Below are 16,421 nucleotides of genomic sequence, written 5' to 3' on the forward strand. Positions count from 1 at the left end.
CAGCGGACCATTTACTTGGAGGACAGGCCCACTGGTCAAGGTTGGTTTGATGTATTTTCTATCTCTTATATTGCGCAGGAACACCTTCGGCAGGAAGTGACTTGCTGATGAACTCCCTGAGGTCGTCATTGGCGGTTTTCAGGTCCTCCTTTCTGAGGTACATCATGTGGCCACTTCTATAGCCCTTCCAATCCATACGATCGCGTAATTTTCCACTGGGATCCATTTGCCATAGATTGTATTTGGAGTTGAAATAATCTGTCCCTCCATCATAATATCCGGCCTGCACCAAAACATTCAGGTAGGGGTTCTGCGCCATGGCCTGCCTTAGGTCGTAACCCGTAGTGTTGTTGCTCCTGTCCCATGGACGGACCGGACCGAACATGTTGTATTTGAGGTCGGTTTCGTACTTCAAATGGTTTTTAGCATAAAAATTCATGGCAGGGGTGAAGGAATGCAACCAACTGGTAAGCTCTGCGGCATAATCAGGTCGGCTTCCAGTGGCTTCCTTGTCAATCCCCAAGTACCTGGAGTCCAACCTGCCGATATTGAAGCCTTCGTCCCTCAAGAGCTCTTTCCAGAAAAAGGTTTTGGGAATGCGAAGGTTGTGTTCCATGATTACTTTTTCCGATAACCCTGTATACCTTGCAATTTTAGCCGCGACCTGTTTTTTCTCGGCTTCGGGAAGAAATCCCCCCTTGGATATGGCCGGGGTGAGTTCGTCTATGGTATATTTCTCCACTTCAGGAAGCACATCGACCAAATCTTTGGATTGTAGGTCGGAGGGCAATTTTTTGTGAAACCAAGCGGCCGCGGTGTAGTAAGGCAAAAAATTTGCAGCTTCTGGCACAGTGCCCCTTTCTATTCCCAAGTCGGTAGGTGATACCAGAATTACACCGTTCAGGTACATCCAGTGGGAGTTTTGAAGCTCGAGCGAGAGTCCGGATACCCTTGGGGTGCCGTAACTTTCTCCAATGAGGAACTTGGGCGAGGTCCAACGGTCGTAGCGGGTAACAAAGGTGTTGATCCAAGTGGCCAAGTACTCAATGTCCTGTTTTACCCCAAAAAAGTTTTTCGCCTTGGTCTTGTCGTCCATTTCGTCAATGGCCCTGGAATAGCCTGTGTTCACGGGGTTTACATAGACAATGTCGGCCACATCCAGAATTGAGTTGGGGTTGTCCTTGATGCCATAGGGCTGTACGGGATAGCCCTCATCATCAATTGCCAAAATCTTGGGGCCAGTGTAGGCAATATGCATCCAGACCGATGCGGAACCAGGGCCCCCATTGAAAGAAATGACCAAAGGCCTTTTGGACCTGTCGGCAATCCCGGTCCTTTCATAATACGTGAAAAAGAGTCCCGCGATTATCTTTCCTTTTTCGTCCCATACCGGCAATTTTCCTGTAGTTGCGGTATATTTTACCGGAACTCCCTTGATGGTCACCTGTCCTGAGGTGGTGACCGTGGAGTCCATATCGGTGTTCAATAGTTGTGCTTGCATCGGATAGCTAAAAGCAATCCATGCGATGGCGATTGCAAAAAATCTGTACACTTTCATTTGGTTATCATTTTGTTTTTCTTAGATATTGTGCCGGTTGTCCATCCTTTGGGGTGGATAGCTTGATGAATTCGCGGATATGCTCGTTGGCGGACTCCAAGTCCTCAGTCCGTAAGTACATCATGTGCCCACTGCGGTATCCTTTCCAACTCATCCTATCCTTCAGCTTTCCGCTAAGGTCCATTTGCCAGAGGTTGTATTTGGAATTGAAGTAATCCGTTGCACCATCATAGTAGCCTGACTGCACCATCACATGTAGATAGGGATTTTGTGACATGGCCTGGCGTAGGTCTTCGCCAGTGGTATTGTTGCTTCTGTCCCATGGGCGGGTATGCCCGCCAATATAATAGTCCAAATCGGTGTTATAGTTGAGGAAATTTTTGAAGTAATAATTTATCGCTGGGGTGAACGAGTGCTGCCAAGAACGGATTTCGGCCGCATAGTCGGGTCGCTCGCCAGAATCGTTTTTGTCGATACCCAGGTACCTTGAATCGAGCCTACCGATGGTGAACCCTTCATCGCGGAGCAGTTCTTTCCAGAAAAATTGCTCGGGAATCCTCAAATTATGTTCTAGGACCACTTTTTCGGATAGTCCAGAATATCTGGCAATCTTCTTGGCGGCTTCCTTTCGCTCCGCATCTGAAATGGAACCTCCTTTTGCCATGATGGGAATGAGTTGGCTTACGGTGTATTCTTCAACCTCCGGTAAAACATCGTCGAGGTCTTTGGATTGTAGGTCGGATGGTAATTTTTTATGGAACCAGGCAGCGGCAGTGTAGTAGGGGAGTTGGTTTGCTGCTTCAATGACAGTTCCTCTCTCGATCCCAAGACCTGTGGGCGATACCAAAATGACTCCGTTGAGGTACATCCAGTGGGAGTTTTGCAGTTCCAAGGACAGTCCCGATACCCGTGGGGTACCATAGCTCTCCCCAATCAGATATTTTGGGGAGGCCCAACGATTTTGACGGGTCACGAAGTTATTGATCCAAGCGGCCAGATATTCAATGTCCTGATTCACACCAAAGAACCTTTTGGCAACCTCACTATCCTCCATGGTGTTTATGGGTCTGGAGAAACCAGTGTTCACAGGCTCTACATATACGATGTCGGCCACATCCAAGATGGAGTGGGGGTTTTCCTCAACGCCATAGGGCTGCACGGGATAACCTTCGTCATCCACGATTACCCGATAAGGGCCGGTGTATCCGAGATGCATCCATACCGAGGCGGCCCCTGGGCCACCATTGAACGAAATGAACAGTGGTCTTTTCGATTTGTCCTTTATATCCGTTCTTTCATAATAGGTAAAGTAAAGACCGGCTATGATTTTTCCTTTTTCGTCCCAAACCGGTTGCTTTCCAGCTATAGCCTTGTATTTTACAGGTTTTCCCTTAATGGTGATTTCCCTGTATGTTGTCACGGTCGAATCCATCGCCGTGTTCAACTGTTGGGCGGTGGAAGTGAGAGCGAACACGAGGAAAGCCAAAAGGGTAGTGTAAGTTTTCATGTTCATCTATGTTTATTTTAGTGCTGGGTGATGGTAAGTTGTATATATGTTGATTGTTTTTTAAATAATTGAAAATCAATTATTTAATTTTTTATTCATAGTAAGAAAGGGCAGAGGTTGATTTTGAACGATTAAAGATAATTTAGAGAGCTCCTCTGCCCTTTTCCTAGCTAATCAATCAAACTAACGAACAAGATTTTTGATGACCGGGACCCGATCGGGTCCCGGTTTCTTCAATTATTTTGAAATGGCCATCATTTTCAATTGACGTCCCAGAACAGTTTTGTGGTCATCAGGTCCCCGCCCACAGAAGATGCCGCACTTTCGTAGTTGGCCTGATTCAATGTCTGTTCAGAAATTGGATAGGTCAACCTTACGGGTACTGTTGGCACAAAGGATAGTGGTGGAGCCTCAAGAACTGGGTAGTCCAATCTTCTATACTCTGTCCAGGCCTCCAACCCTTGGTTGAACAAGGCCACCCACTTTTGCATGCCTATTTTTTCCTCCCAGGTTCCAGGAGCCGTGGCATAATCCACATCGGGATTGGCCAGGTACGCATCGGCACTATCGGCAAGCCCATAGTAGTCAAAAGAGGCACGAATGGCTTCAGTGTAGTGACTGGCTGCATCGGCAACCCCACCGATTCCTCTTTCCGCTGCTTCGGCCAAAAGGAATTCCACGGTTGAATAATCCATGAATATCACTGGGGTTGCAGGTTGATAGAACAATGTGCCGAAACGGGAATAATCAAAATAGGTCACGGCAAGTCCCGAAGGAGATCCCAAATAGACCCCATCGGTTCCATCCACTTCCTGAAAGAATACGGCCCTTCTTGGATCTTCCAGAGCGTTCATATAATCCACAAAAGGTTCGCAGCCTACAAAGTCCCTACGGTTTCCAACAGCAAGGTCGGTCCATAGTTCTGCCGTGTTGGGCTGGGACTCCAAATGCTCCACTTGCGCTACATCGGCATTGGAAGTGAAGACATTGGGAAGAGCAGCTGTAATGGCTTGGGTTCCCAATGTGGCATCGGCATCAATGACCCTCATTCCCATTTGGAGCAAAAGGGAGCTCCCAAACTTCTTCCAACCTGTTACATCACCATTGTACAGAATGTCCTGGCTCCATGATGCCTGACCTTCATCCAAAGTACTGATGGCGGTCGTCAAGCGTGAAATAAGGTCCTCGTAGATCACTTCGTCCGCATCGTATGCCGGGGAGATGTTATCGTAATCCAATGCTTGGGAATAGGGGATGTCACCAAAGGATTCAACAAGTTTGGCATAGGTGAAAACCGTCATGATCTCAATGATGGCCAACTGGTTGGCTGCCACTGTGGCATTGGTTGGGGGAGTGGCTTCGATGACCTGGGCACTTTGGTCCAAGTTGATCAAGACCCCCAAGTAAACATTGTCCCACGTAAAATTGGAATAGTAGGTGGTACCTTCGTTATAGGTGACCGATGAAATCTGCTGAACCAGCAACCTTGTGGTGTTGAACGGGTTCCCGTTGGCACCATAGGTAATGCCGCTCAATAGGTCCGACATGTTTTTTACGGCATTGTTGAAGAAGTTTTCCGCAGGAGCTTCGGTGGCGTTCTTGACATCCACGTTCATATCCTCCAAATCTCCAGAGCACGAAAAAAACAGGGCTATTAGAAATATGACAATATAATTTTTCATAATTTATTTTTTTCTGGTTTAGAATTGAACTTGAAGGTTAAAACCAAGATTTTTTACCGTCGGGAGCACACCATTTTGTGAACCTTGAAGGTTTCCTGAGCTCAAGCCCGCTTCTGGATCGGCATAAGGAAGATTCTTGTGTATGATCCACAGGTTGGAACCTACCAATCCCAATTTAAGCGATTGGATGCTGAGCTTTTCCATGAATGCCATTTTGGGGAAACTGTAGTTGAGCGCAACTTCCCTTAGCTTCACGTAAGAGGCATCATAGATGAAATACGCTTGTGGGGCCCTGGTACTACCTGTTGCATTCTGGTAGTGGTCCATTGCGGTCCTTACCGTGTTCGGAGAACCATCAGGAGCTACCCCCGGTAGAATGATACCTCCACCATTGGCCAAGGAGTTTCTTATAGGGTTGCCCAGATCGTTGAGTCCAACAGACCATGCATATAGACCAGACCTGTTTCCAGTAGATATATCATTTGAGAATACGTCACCTCCTTTTTGGATATCAATCAAAAAGCTCAGGTCAAAGCCTTTATACTTGAACGAGTTGGTGATACCTGCAGTCCAGTCAGGGGTAATATTACCAATGACGTTGTTCGACGTAGAGGTACGCTCATAGGCACCGGTGGTCTGGTTGATCACGGGTTTTCCATCAAGATAGATATAATCCGTACCCATTATGGTCCCGTAGGGTTGTCCCACTGTTGCATTGATGGACACACCACTTACGGTTCCCAACTGAAGGTTGGTCCCGCCTTGGAAAAGGGAAAGCACCTCACTTTGGTTTTTGGCCCAGTTCACATTGGCCCGCCATTGAAAGTCACCGGTAGGGATGATAGATCCGTCCAATGCAATTTCAATCCCTTTGTTCTCCACTTCACCAGCATTGACGAATTTTGAGGAATATCCTGTGGCCGTAGAAATGGCAACAGGGATGATCTGATCTTTGGAGTTGGTCTTGTACAACGAAAGGTCCATTCCAATACGGCTGTTCAAGAACCTCATTTCCAGACCGGCTTCCACACTGACCGTTGTTTCTGGCAGTAGCTCTGAATTGTTCTTGGTCGCGTTGGTACCGTACAAAGGCACTGCGCCAAAGGGAGTGGGCTTGTTCAGTACATCCACCAAACTGTTGGCAGGAGCGGAACTTCCCACTTCTGCATAGTTTAGGCGAAACTTACCAAAGCTCAACCAGCTTTTTTCAATCAAGTTGGAAAAAACAAAACTGGAAGAAATGGATGGGTAGAAATAGGTGCTGTTCTCTGAAGGCAAAGTCGAGGAGTGGTCGAACCTTCCGGTCAGGTCCAGATAGATCAAATTGTCATATCCGAAAGAAGCCAGACCATAAAAACCATCCACACCCACTTTTTCAACACTTTCCACTGGGGCGGGGGGCAGGTTCAATGAATTGGACAACGAATACAGGCCGGCCAATACCAATCCGCCGTTGGTTTCGGCATAGATGGAGCTTAGGTCTGTTCTCCTAATGTTGGTACCAAGCACCCCACTGATGTTCAACTTATCGGTTACATATTTGTTGAAGTTCAGCATCAGGTCATAGTTTTCCTCACTGAAGTTGACGTTCCTTCGGGAATACCGTCCAACAGCTCCGGCAGTACCTTTGTTGTTCCTTTCTTCCTGAATAAAGGAGTAGGTGTCCAAGGATACCCTTCCCTCGATGTTCAACCAATCGGTGAACTTATATTTTACGGACACATTTCCAAAAACCCTACTACGGGAATCGTTCTGGTAGTTTTCATAAACGACCCAATAAGGGTTGTCGATGGTACCTCCCATAAAAGGATCCACGTTCAGGCCTGTATTGAAATAGGCATCCTTCAGTTCGTCGATCCCAACGTTCATGGCCCAATATTTCCTCATGGAAGAAATCACGTTCTGTGCATTGGCACCTGTCTCATTACCGGTACGGTTCCTTCCCAGTGCATCCGTTAAGATATAATTGGCACTACCACTCACGGATAGTTTATCGGTAACATCAAAAGACGTATTGATGGAAACGTTGTCCCTATTCAAATTGCTGTTGGGCATGATGCCTTCCTGGCTGAAACGGGTATAGGCAATCCTGTAGGTGGCCTTTTCACCACCACCGGCAACGGCAATGCTGTTGGTCGTGGTTATTGGGGTCTCAAAGAAATCGATCAACTTACTTTTAGGAGCTTCCCAAGGGGTAGGCTGTAGATAGTAAGGTGAACCTTCATAGAAGGAATCCCATTGGTAGACCAATAGATTGGAATCAAAAGGAGCTCCGTACGATCCATAGGCAGTAGAGGGTGTGACCAAATCAAGCTCTCCATCACCGTCCACATCTCTATCCACGAAATAGCTGTCTCCCCCGCTACCGTATATGGCCCCGTAACCTGTACCGTATTCGTATTGGAAATCTGGCCAGGTAGATTTGTCTATCCAACCAGACGTAATGCTGGAGTTGATGGTGATCGTGGGTTTTTGTTTTGCTCCGGCTCCAGATTTGGTGGTGATGATCACAGCCCCATTTGTGGCCCGGGATCCATAAAGTGCTGTGGCGGCGGCACCTTTCAGTACGTTGATGGATTTAATGTCGTTAGGGTTGATGTCAGAAGCCATATTACCATAATCAAAACCTCCTGTACCACTTTGCTGGTCCGAAGTATTGAAGTTCGAGTTGCTCACGGGCACACCATCGACCACGAAAAGGGCTTGGTTGTTCCCTGTCAAGGATGTACTTCCCCTGATGACTACGTTTGTGGAACCACCCATGTTGGTGTTCCTTTTGATCTGCACCCCGGCAATCTTACCGGAAAGCGAGTTGACCACGTTGTCGGTCGGTGTTCTGTTCACCTCTTCGCCATCAAGTTCCTGGGTAGCGTACCCGAGTGACTTTTTCTCCCTTGAAATACCAAGGGCGGTGACCACGACCTCATCCAGTTGTGCTGAGTTTTCTTCCAGTGTGATGGTAATCGGGGAAGTGCCAGTTACTTGAACTTCAGCCGTTTTGAAACCAATGTAGGAAACAACGAGAATGGCCCCCACTTCGGCCTCAACGGTAAAATTTCCGTCAAAGTCGGTCTGTGTGCCCTCAGTGGTTCCTTTTACCATAATGTTGGCACCCAAAAGTGGCATACCGGCATTGTCCACGACGCTTCCCGAAACCGTGCTTTGCATAACGGGGGTTGTGGCAGGTTCCACAGAAGCTCCCTGATCGGTGCGGAAATTGGGGGATTTCATCAAAATGATTTGGCGTCCCCTTACTTTATATACGACGGGCATGTTCTTGAACAAAAGGGTAAGCACCTCGTCAAGATTTTGGTTGCTCGTCCGTAATGTGACTTTCTTTTGTAGGGGAATTTGGTTGTATTCGTACATGAAACGGTACTCTGAGAGGGATTCAATTTCTCCCAGTGCCCTTTCAAGGGTAACTCCTTCCAGTTCAAGGGATAGCTTGTCCCCTTGGGAACCGGGTCCTGCTTGAATCTGGACAATTGAAGCGATAATCAGAAAAATGGTCAGTTTGGTTGGTAAACCATTCTTCAAGAATCCCTTCAGAAAAAGAAATCTAGATGGTTTTTTTTTCATAATTTTGAGTGATTTAAATTAGTTTGAATCGTTATTTATTACACAGTTTGAGAGAGGGAATGGGCCAACATTCCCTTTTTTTGTGTATTTTTTTAAAATACTTACGTCATAGGCAGAAGGTTTTTTTCAATGTTCATATTTGGTTCAGTTGATTATAATTTCTTTGGTGTTGGCATTGCCTTTGTCATTGATTTCATATCCAAAAGGAGCAATGATCTTTAATGCTTCCAATACGTCTTCGATGCTTTCGACCTTTATGTTGTATCTGGCATTGAAGGCTTTTTCCTCCAATCCAATGTTTTTGTTCACAATACTTACATTATAGGCCCTTTCCAGTTTTGTGAGGAGTTCTGAAAAAGGAGTGTCCCTGAACACGATCTCGCCATTGATCCAGCTGGTATAGAGCAGGGTGTCCACTTTTTCCACGCTCATGGTTGCCTGTGTCTTGCTCCATGAGCCCTTGTTTCCTGGCTCCAGGAGAGTTTTGTTTTCAGGATCGGATTTATGCGAAAGGCTAACGGAACCTTCTACCAGAACGGTGTTGATAGTGCTCTGTTCTTCATAAGCGGTAACATTGAACTCGGTTCCCAATACTTGGACGGCCATTTCCTCGGAATTGACAATAAAGGGGTGGTCCTTGTTCTTGGACACCTTGAAATAAGCTTCGCCCGTCATGGTCACTTCCCTGTTGCCTTGATGAGGGAATTTTACAGGATACCTGATATGGGTTCCGGAGTTCAATTGTATTTCCGTTCCATCGGACAGTACAAGGGTGAACACCTTACCATAAGGAACATGGAGTTCATTGAAGACTGGATGGTCTACATTTCCAGGGTCATACCTAAGGGTATTCCCTTCCTGTACGGCAACCACTTCCCCAGAAGCCAATACAATGGATTGTTTTTTGCCCTCTTGTATAGTTTTTACCGCATCGCCCGTGTTCAGGGTAATGGTATTGCCAGGAATGGGTTGTTGATCGGAGTGTAGGGACAATTTCAAGGCAAGTCCCAAGCATACTATGCCTATAAAGACGGCAGCGTATTTAAGGATGGTAGGCATGGGCAGTTTCCTTACTTTTCTGCCCGATAGACGTTCTTGAAGCACCGTCCAGTCCTCTTCCTCATCCAATGCTTCCATGAACTCCAAGGATTCGTCGACCAGTCCTTCTTCCCATATGTTCCCCAAAAGCTCCTTGTCGGATTCGGATAGCCCACTTTTGGAGATATCCTCCATATTTCCAGTGGCCTTGATCTTTTGTAAATATGCCTGCAGTTGCTCCTTTTTGGACATGAAAACGGTTTTCTATATTTATTAGTTGTCTTTTTTATTGAACAGGGTGACAAAAGAAACTTTTTTTTTAAAAACGTTAATTTTTGATATTCAAGCCACTATTTGTCAAACATTAAATTTATATTTCCTTAACTTTAAGTCTCCTAATAACCCCCAAACCCAAAAGCATATGACCAATAAGGTAGAGGTGTTATTTAAAGATAACTATGCTTTATTATGTCTGGTCTCATTCTCCATTGTGAAGGATAGGGATGCTGCAAAGGATATTGTCCAGGACTTTTTTGTTTCTATTTGGAATAAAAAAGAGACATTGACCATTACAACATCCTTTGAAGCCTATGCTAGACGATCAGTAAGAAACCTAAGTCTCCTGTATCTTGAAAAAGAGAAAAAAACAAGCAGGTTGGAACACGATTTGGATTTTGGAAAGGAAGACCCCCCATCCCTATTGGATAAGCCAAAGAAGAACCGTAAGCTCTATGACCTTTTGAACCAAATGCCCGACAAGAGAAAGGAGATTTTCATCTCTTTTGTGGTTCAGGGAAAAAGCTACTCGGAAATTGCCGAATCCAATGGTGTTTCCATCAACACGGTGAAGACCCAGATGAAAAGGGCCTATGCATTTCTGAGGACCCATAAAAAACAAGATTTCATATCCGTGGTTCTGATATCCTGCTCGTTTTTTTGATTTTACCTCTGTTAAAGGATTCTTATTTTGCTGACGACCCTCTCGTTGTTATATGGGGATTGATTAGTTTTGCCACAAAATAGATTGTATGCTGGTCTGGGCGCTTTTTATTGCTGCTATATTGGTTTTTTTGGCTTTGGACCTTGGGGTCTTCAATAGAAATGCACACATCATAAGCGTCAAGGAAGCTTCCATGTGGACGGCCATTTGGATCACCATGTCCTTTATTTTTTCCGGAGTGGTCTATTGGCTGTATTCCAGCGGCAGTATTGAGAATGCCGACCAGCTCACTCCCACAGGTGCCAGCATGAAGTTCATCACGGGCTACCTTATAGAACTCTCCTTGAGCATAGACAACATCTTTGTCATCGCCATCATTTTCACTTCGTTCAACATTCCGCAGCGCTATCAGCACAGGGTATTGTTCTGGGGAATTCTCGGGGCCATCGTGTTCAGGGCGCTGATGATCTTTTTTGGTATTGCCATCATCAAGAAGTTCAGTTTTGCCACCTATCTCTTTGGGGCTTTTTTATTGATTACCGCCTTTCGAATGCTTTTTTCAAAGGAAGAAGCGTTCAACCCCAAAAAATCCTTCATATATCGGAACCTCAGAAAGGTGATGCCGATAACTTCCCACATGCAGGGACAAAAATTCTTTGTGAAGCTGCGACATATCACCGCGGCAACCCCTCTGTTCATGGCGTTGGTGGTGATCGAGTTCACGGACATCCTGTTTGCGCTGGACAGTGTGCCGGCCATATTGGCCATTACCTCAGATCCTTTTTTGGTGTTCAGTTCCAACATATTTGCCATCTTGGGGCTCAGGTCCATGTATTTTTTCCTGGCCCACATGATCAACAGGTTCAGCTACCTCAAGTACAGCTTGGTGGCCATCCTAATTTTCGTTGGGATTAAGCTCATCTTGGCACACCATTACACCTTCCCGGAATGGCTCTCCCTTGGGTTCATAGCAGTGGCCTTGGTATTGGGAGTCGTGGTCTCCTTGAGCAGGGATTCCTCCAAAGAGTGAACCAACACAGGAGCGCCAATGAGTGGAAAAGCTCCGTTGGTATGTTCCTTTTGACTAACTTTCAGCTACTGACCAATGCTTTTTTGTTGGACCAAACACAATATAGGTATGGAGTTGATGGACTTTCTTTCAGGGATAGGTGGTTTTTTGATCGCAGCGATCACCATCTACCTCACCGTTCGGCATTTTATGACCTCGAAGACCATTTCTTACATTGAACGGATGAACACTGGTGAAATGGCCCAGATCAGGGCCGAAATAGACCAATGGATGTCCTCTGACAAAACCGATGTGGAAAAATGCGAGCTTGCCGAGAGGGACAAGGAACTTTCGGCCAAGCTGATGATGTGGATCAATATTTTTACGGAAATAGGGATTTCGTACAAGCAGCGCATCATCCGAAGAAAACTGACCCGTGAACTTTTCTATCCCATGGTGCCCAACTACTGGCGGGACCTGTTGTTCTATATCAACCACAAGCGGGGCAAGGGCCATGCCATTGGCTACTATTTTGAATACCTGGCCCACGAGGTCCGGAAAATGGAGGGAAAGAACAGATCTAATCTTTTTAAAAGGTATGCTTACATGAAAGGGAAGGATCAACAGTGATGAAGCTGATCCTTAGAGTGTTAATTTAATGTAAGGTAATTGTAAATTTATTTCCACAATGGTGCTATTTTTGCATAAAAAGAAAGCTTGGAAATTCACTGGAAATCTTTTGGCAAGAACCCCGTACAGCGGATACACTTGGAATATGCCGTTCAATTGCAGGTAAGGATGGCCCTCATCAAAGAGGCCGAGCATTTGATGGACTATCTTTCCTTGGTCATTGTTGAGGTATGCGCGGACAAAGGGACTATGACCATCGGCAAGGATACCCCGGAGCCTTTATACTCCATGCTCGCCAGGAATTTTGATTCATCTGGTTCTTTTATGACAGACCATCTTCAAGAAGATAATGCTCTTACGGCATACTTCCATGCTTCGGCCCCACTTTCGACATCTTTTTAATTATTTTTATGGGTCCGTGAAACCGCAGACATACTTAAAAATGCTTTTTTTGTAACCTATTGAAAAGATGGTTGTCCCATATCTTTTGGGTATCCCCAATCGAAATACGTCAAACAATGTCCAAAAATAGGCAATTTTGGAAGGTTCTTGTACTCGCAATGCTCTTGATGGGCTGTAAACCTTCCAACAAAAAGGAGTTGGCCATTTCCGAACCGGAAAAGATTTTTTTGGCCAAAAATGAGGTTCCAGACTACATCAAATACCAAGGAGGTACTATTGTGCTTGTCAATGCCACGATTATTGATGGTACAGGCAACCCGATTCAAAAAGAGGGGACCATTATTGTTGAAAATGGATTGTTTAAATCAGTAGGAACAGCTTCAGAAATTGAGATTCCCGAAAAAAGTACCTTGATCGACCTTAAGGGGAAGACATTGGTTCCTGGCATTGTGGGTATGCACAACCATTTGCATGTTCCTGGGTTTCCAATGGTGGCCGAAGTGGCCGCAATGCTATACTTGGCCTCAGGAGTTACTACCATACAGACCTGCGGGGCTGTTTCTTCCCAAGCGGAAATAGATTTATCGGCCCAAATAGCCAATGGGGAACAAATAGGCCCCGAAATTATTCCAAGTGCACCTTTTATAACAGGTGAGGGGGGCAATCCCAATATGATAATCCCTAGAAATGAGACGCATTTGAGGGATACGCTGCAGCATTGGATAAAAAAAGGGGTCAAATGGTTCAAGGTATATCGCAATACAAGACCGGACGATTTAAAGATCATTGTTGACGAAGCGCATAAAAATGACGCTAAGGTTAGGGGGCATCTATGCGCTACCACATTTGAAGAGGCCACCAAGCTGGGAATTGATGGGATTGAGCACGGACTGAACAGCTTGAGCGATTTCAGGACCGGCAAAGAATCCGGTATCTGTAACGGTGGTAGGGAGTATATGGATGAAATGCGCATTGATGGCCCCGAGATCAGGAAGTTGCAACAACTGATGATCGACAATAAGGTGTTCTTGACCTCGACACTCTCTATTTATGAAGCCAGTGTACCAAACAGGGCCTATGCCGATTCAAGGGCCATTGAAGTGATGTCTCCCCATTTAAAAAAACAGTATGAAGAGCGGAGGCAGATTCTTGATGGCCAATCAGATGATTCCACAAGAAACGAGCGGTTGAAACGCATCATGGAATTTGAGTACCAATACCAGAAAATGGGAGGTCTCTTGTGCAGTGGCGTGGATGCGGGCAGACACGTACTTCCCGGCTTTGGCGACCAAAGGAATTTTGAACTGCTCCGGGAAGCGGGCTTTACTGCTGAAGAAGCAGTTCAGATCATGACCGGAAATGGGGCCACTGCATTGGAAAGACCCGATATTGGTACCATACAGGAAGGTAAAAGGGCAGATTTTATAATCCTTGATGGAAACCTGGAAGAAGATGCAACCGTGATCAACAAAGTTGAAACAGTATTCAAAATGGGTATAGGGTATGCTCCAGAGTACATATTGAACGACCTAAAAGGGCGCTTTGGGTTGGATTGAAAACCGTATAAAAATCCTGTAGGTGATCCAAACATTATTTCTGAACATGTTGTAACCTTTTGTCCGTTCCAGTTTGTCCAATGGATGTGAATTCAAAAAAAACATTCAATAAGATAAACTTTAAAACATGAGACAAATAAAAAAGGTTTTGGGAATCACTTTGCTATCTTTTGCAACCCTTGTGCCAATGGCGGGCTTTTCCCAAGACAAAACCGTGGAAACTCCTGATGGAAAAACCATTACCCAGGAAGTATTGAACCGTGGGATAGAAAACATTATAAGAGAAAAGAACATACCTGGAATCTCCATCGCTATCATCAACCAGAACAAATTGGCATACCATAACGTTTTTGGAGTGGTCAACTCCGAAACAAAGGAATTGGTCACCGAGCAGAGCATTTTTGAGGGAGCCTCCCTTTCCAAACCCATTTTCGCCTATTTTGCACTGAAAATGGTGGATAACGGGGTGTTGGACTTGGACAGGCCGCTTTACGAATACCTGCCACATCCCGGAATAGCACCCGAAAGCCAAGAAGAATATAAGTTGATCACCGCCCGCATGGTATTGGCACACCAAACAGGATTTCCCAACCATGCCAATGGAAAGCCCGTACAATTGGCCTTTACCCCAGGAACCGATTTCATGTATTCTGGGGAAGCCTATCAATATTTGGCCGCTATTATAGGAATGTTGAATGGTGTTGGTATGGGAAAAGACATGAACGATCTCTTTCAAAAAGAAGTGACCGAACCCCTCCAAATGGAACACACCACCTTTGTATGGGACGATTACCTTGAAAAGCACAAGGTGTATGGGCATGATACGGAGTTGAACCCTACTACCAACAAACCTATTGTGGGCCGTTGGAGCGGAAAAACCTTCAATGCCTTTTCCAGCATCCACAGTGAAGCATCTGAATACGCAAAATTTATCATCGCCATGCTCAAGCGCGAAGGGCTTTCAACATCCTCTTTTGATGCCATGTTGAAGGAAGAGACCCGTTTTTCGGAAGACAACCCACTCAAAAAAGAAATTGGCCAGACCGGATGGGGCCTTGGTTTTGCCCAAAAGAAAAGACCCAACGGCAACATACACATGCACACAGGGAACAATCATGATTTTCAGGCCTATGCCATGTTCATCCCAGAGAAGGAATACGGATTGGTGGTTTTTACCAATTGTAACAAAATGCCCATTTTTTTGGAGGAGATTTCAAAGATATTGGGAGAACAGTTTTAAACGTAACTTGCTGATAATAGATAAATAACAATAGAATGGAAAACCTACAAGACGCCCTTGGGGCATTGTTTCTGGTACTCGGGCTGGTAGCGGTCATCTTCATCATCGCCAGATACACCTACCTTTTGAAAAAGACCATGATTGAAAAAGGAATGCAGCCTTCCGGTTCTGGCAAAAGGATGCAGTATGTGGATATCGGGTGCATTGTACTCGGGTTGGGGATTGGACTGCTGGTATCGTCCATTTTTACTACCATGGATCTTTCCGAAGATACCACGGACCTATTCATCTGGGGGACCATATTGATTTTTGGTGCACTGGGACTGCTCACGGCACATTGGTTGAGAAAAAAAGAAGGTGGGCGATAGAAACTCCAAAGACATTGCGCTGATAAGCAGTAGTTTGAAAGGGGATATGCAGGCTTTTCGGGAGTTGGTGGACGCCCATAAGGACGCCTCGCTCACCCTTGCCTGTTCCATTTTGAAGGATTCCATGATCGCGGAGGATGCTGTGCAGGCCACTTTCATAAAAGTGTATCAAAAGCTGCACACCTTTGGAAATAAATCTAAGTTTTCGACATGGCTGTACCGTATTGTGGTCAATACCTCATACAACGTGCTGAAACAGCAAAGAAAATTTGAGGACCTTAATGTAATAAGGGAAACACAGGAAATCACAGATTTTGGGAGCGGCGAATCCAAAGAACAGGACCAAAAAGAATATATTTATCGGGCCTTGAATGCCCTAAAGCCCGATGAAGCACTAGTACTGAGACTGTTCTATCTGTATGGACATAAGATCACGGAAATCCAGGAGATCACGGGGTTTGGCAAATCCAAGGTAAAGGTGGCCCTGCACCGGGGCCGCAACAATATGGAACAGGAGCTGAAAAAATTATTGGGCAACGAAATATACGAACTGCTATGAACGAAGACCAAATAAAAAAGATTATCCAAAAAAGCGAACTTAAGACCACTGCGGATTTTACGGAAATGCTTATGCTGGAATTGCAAAGTGAAGCCGCAAAAGACACCAAAAAGATGGATGCCATCCAACCGAGATTCTATTTCGTGGCTTCAATCGCCCTCTTATTCGGTATTGGGGCAGTATTGTTTTTTGTGGGAGCACCTTCATTTTCATTGATCGATCTAAAAATCAATCTGCCCAAAACCCCTGTGTTTGTGGGAGTGCTGTTTTTGGTCCTGTATGGGGCGAACAGGGTTTTGGAGCTTTGCTCCGCGCAAAGAAGCTATGGGGAATAGTGGACACTTAATGGGTTT

Annotated in this window: 14 protein-coding genes; 9 read left to right on the forward strand and 5 right to left on the reverse strand. The window is 45.5% G+C overall.

The window, feature by feature from the left end; genetic code table 11:
* Window positions 1-58: 58 nt before the first annotated feature.
* From D2V93_RS05285 to D2V93_RS05305, 5 genes are all read right to left on the reverse strand, one after another.
* Entirely contained in the window at window positions 59-1,558 is a 1,500-nt protein-coding gene (locus tag D2V93_RS05285) for a S10 family peptidase (RefSeq protein ID WP_119618698.1), read from the reverse strand.
* 7 nt (window positions 1,559-1,565) lie between these two features.
* Window positions 1,566-3,065 (reverse strand): S10 family peptidase, encoded by a 1,500-nt coding sequence (locus D2V93_RS05290; protein WP_119618842.1) that lies wholly within the window; start codon window positions 3,063-3,065, stop codon window positions 1,566-1,568.
* 260 nt (window positions 3,066-3,325) lie between these two features.
* Window positions 3,326-4,747 carry a SusD/RagB family nutrient-binding outer membrane lipoprotein gene (locus D2V93_RS05295; protein ID WP_119618699.1) on the reverse strand — a complete coding sequence of 474 codons (1,422 nt, stop codon included), beginning with the start codon at window positions 4,745-4,747 and terminating at the stop codon, window positions 3,326-3,328.
* Between the two features lie 18 nt (window positions 4,748-4,765).
* Entirely contained in the window at window positions 4,766-8,326 is a 3,561-nt protein-coding gene (locus D2V93_RS05300) for a SusC/RagA family TonB-linked outer membrane protein (protein WP_119618700.1), read from the reverse strand.
* Window positions 8,327-8,470: 144 nt separating this feature from the next.
* Window positions 8,471-9,616 carry a FecR family protein gene (locus D2V93_RS05305; RefSeq protein WP_119618701.1) on the reverse strand — a complete coding sequence of 382 codons (1,146 nt, stop codon included), beginning with the start codon at window positions 9,614-9,616 and terminating at the stop codon, window positions 8,471-8,473.
* A gap of 169 nt (window positions 9,617-9,785) precedes the next feature.
* Here D2V93_RS05305 and D2V93_RS05310 point away from each other — a divergent pair, with 169 nt between their 5' ends.
* The 9 genes from D2V93_RS05310 (at window position 9,786) to D2V93_RS05350 (ending at window position 16,403) form a co-directional block, all read left to right on the forward strand.
* A complete protein-coding gene (locus D2V93_RS05310; RefSeq protein WP_119618702.1) occupies window positions 9,786-10,304 on the forward strand; it encodes an RNA polymerase sigma-70 factor in 519 nt (172 codons plus the stop codon).
* 88 nt (window positions 10,305-10,392) lie between these two features.
* The gene (locus tag D2V93_RS05315) at window positions 10,393-11,334 is read left to right on the forward strand and encodes a TerC family protein (RefSeq protein WP_119618703.1); all 942 of its coding nucleotides are present in this window, start codon (window positions 10,393-10,395) and stop codon (window positions 11,332-11,334) included.
* Between the two features lie 108 nt (window positions 11,335-11,442).
* Window positions 11,443-11,943: a DUF4760 domain-containing protein gene (locus D2V93_RS05320; RefSeq protein ID WP_147377369.1), complete on the forward strand. Its 501-nt coding sequence runs from the start codon at window positions 11,443-11,445 to the stop codon at window positions 11,941-11,943.
* Window positions 11,944-12,030: 87 nt separating this feature from the next.
* The gene (locus D2V93_RS05325; protein ID WP_072877195.1) at window positions 12,031-12,345 is read left to right on the forward strand and encodes a hypothetical protein; all 315 of its coding nucleotides are present in this window, start codon (window positions 12,031-12,033) and stop codon (window positions 12,343-12,345) included.
* 116 nt (window positions 12,346-12,461) lie between these two features.
* The gene (locus D2V93_RS05330; RefSeq protein ID WP_119618705.1) at window positions 12,462-13,901 is read left to right on the forward strand and encodes an amidohydrolase family protein; all 1,440 of its coding nucleotides are present in this window, start codon (window positions 12,462-12,464) and stop codon (window positions 13,899-13,901) included.
* Between the two features lie 127 nt (window positions 13,902-14,028).
* On the forward strand, window positions 14,029-15,141 hold the full coding sequence (locus D2V93_RS05335) for a serine hydrolase domain-containing protein (protein WP_245978097.1): 1,113 nt from the start codon (window positions 14,029-14,031) through the stop codon (window positions 15,139-15,141).
* Between the two features lie 35 nt (window positions 15,142-15,176).
* A complete protein-coding gene (locus tag D2V93_RS05340) occupies window positions 15,177-15,509 on the forward strand; it encodes a hypothetical protein (RefSeq protein ID WP_119618706.1) in 333 nt (110 codons plus the stop codon).
* Window positions 15,499-16,068 (forward strand): RNA polymerase sigma factor, encoded by a 570-nt coding sequence (locus D2V93_RS05345; protein WP_245978098.1) that lies wholly within the window; start codon window positions 15,499-15,501, stop codon window positions 16,066-16,068. Before D2V93_RS05340 ends, D2V93_RS05345 begins: the two co-directional genes overlap by 11 nt.
* On the forward strand, window positions 16,065-16,403 hold the full coding sequence (locus D2V93_RS05350) for a hypothetical protein (RefSeq protein ID WP_119618707.1): 339 nt from the start codon (window positions 16,065-16,067) through the stop codon (window positions 16,401-16,403). Before D2V93_RS05345 ends, D2V93_RS05350 begins: the two co-directional genes overlap by 4 nt.
* Window positions 16,404-16,421 lie beyond the last annotated feature (18 nt).

The sequence above is a fragment of the Flagellimonas taeanensis genome (assembly GCF_003584105.1).
Lineage (GTDB): Bacteria > Bacteroidota > Bacteroidia > Flavobacteriales > Flavobacteriaceae > Flagellimonas > Flagellimonas taeanensis.